2 protein-coding genes are annotated in these 1597 nt (G+C 75.2%); both read right to left on the bottom strand.

Annotated features, from left to right (window positions below):
- Positions 1–1302, bottom strand: a 1302-nt coding sequence (locus tag VR45_RS10520) for an alpha/beta fold hydrolase (RefSeq protein ID WP_234325923.1), incomplete at its 3' end; no start/stop codon positions are given.
- 71 nt (positions 1303–1373) lie between these two features.
- On the bottom strand, positions 1374–1597 hold a 224-nt coding region (locus tag VR45_RS10515; protein WP_045939429.1), incomplete at its 5' end, for an alpha/beta hydrolase.

Raw genomic sequence — 1597 nt, 5'->3', positions numbered from 1 at the left:
GCTCCGGCAGTCCGGGTCGAACAGCGTCGCCGCCGGCTCGTGACGACTGATCAGCGGGGCCCTGGCGGCCATCCGGGCGTAGGCGTCCCGCAGCGCGTCCCCGGTCGGGACGTCGGTGGCCCCGTCGGCGCAGTAGATCGCCGTGTAGGCGTCGGCGGCGGCGCCGTAACGGCCGTCCCCGCCACGCTTGTTGTAGGAGTCGGCGTAGGCGAGCAGATAGTCGCCGTCGCCCTGGTTCATGGCCCGGCCGATGGCGGCGGCCAGGCCGTCCCAGCCGCCCTCGTCGCCGTAGAGGGCGTCCATCACGCCCGCCCAGGCGGCGGCGGAGGTGAGGACCCGGCCGCCGGTGGTGGTGAGCGGCTTCCGCTTCAGCCCGTCGAGGAAGTCGGCGGCCCGCCCGGCCGCCTTGTCCGGGTCCTTGCCGAACGGGCACTGCGCCTGCTGGGCGCAGTGGGCGGCGAAGGCGCGCAGCGAGCGGTCGAAGCCCGCGTACTGCTCGATGTTGGTCTCGGCGATCGGTTTGGCCGGGTCGATCGCGCCGTCCAGCACCAGTCGGCCGACCCGGGCCGGGAACTCCTCGGCGTAGACGCTGCCGAGGTAGGTCCCGTAGGACAGGCCCAGGTAGTTCAGCTTGGGGTCGCCGAGCGCCGCGCGCAGCACGTCCATGTCGCGCGCGGTGTCGCGGGTGCCGACGTGTTCCAGCAGCGTGCCGTACTTGGCGCGGCAGGCGTCCGCGAGCAGCTTGCCGTGCTCCGGCCCGGGGGTGTCGGTGGTGAGCCAGCTGTCCCGGGCCCGGTCGTCCAGGCAGTTGACCGGGGCACTGCGGCCGGTGGCCCGGGGGTCGAAGCCGACGATGTCGTAGTGGTCGCGCAGCGGACCGTCGTAGTCGCGCTGGCCGCCGAGGACGGCGTCGACACCGCTGTTGCCCGGCCCGCCCGGGTTGACCAGGAGCGACCCGGCCCGCTGCGCGGGCTCGGCGGCGCCGACCCGGGCCACCGCCACGTCGAGGGTGGCGCCGGACGGATCGGCGTAGTCCAGCGGCACCTTGAGGGTCGCGCACCGCACCGTCGCCGGGTCGACCCCCTCGGTCCTCGGGGCGCCCTTGCAGGCCGCCCAGGCGAGCTTCTGGCCGTAGAACGAGCGGAGCGCCGGGTCCGGGGCCGACTGCGCGGCCTCGGCCGCGGCGACACTCTCCACGCCGGAGGCGCCCGCACCGGTGGAGCCGCCCCCGCCGGTACAGGCCGCCAGCAGCACCGCCGCGGCGACGGCGGGCAGGGCACGTCGCGAGAGCCGGGTCGTCATCGAGTCCACCGCACACGAATATCACTCGACGATCACCCGGCCAACGGCGCCCCGCCCTCCGTCGCGTCAGCTCACCGTGCCGGGTCGGTCGCGCAGCGCGTCCCGGCGGCCGGCACGGTGCCGTCGACGAGGTAGGAGTGCACGGCGTCCCGGATGCACGCGCTGTGCCCGTACCCGGTGTGCCCCTCGCCCTCGCGGGTGAGCAGCACCGCGTTGCCCAACTGGGCGGCGAGCTTCTCGGCGTTGGCGTACGGTGTGGCCGCGTCGCCGGTGGAGCCGACCACCACGATCGGCG

The sequence above is a fragment of the Streptomyces sp. NRRL S-495 genome, assembly GCF_000966955.1.
Lineage (GTDB): Bacteria > Actinomycetota > Actinomycetes > Streptomycetales > Streptomycetaceae > Kitasatospora > Kitasatospora purpeofusca.
The sequence above is the reverse complement of the archived record's forward strand: the minus strand, read 5'-3'. Positions and strand labels throughout refer to the sequence as shown.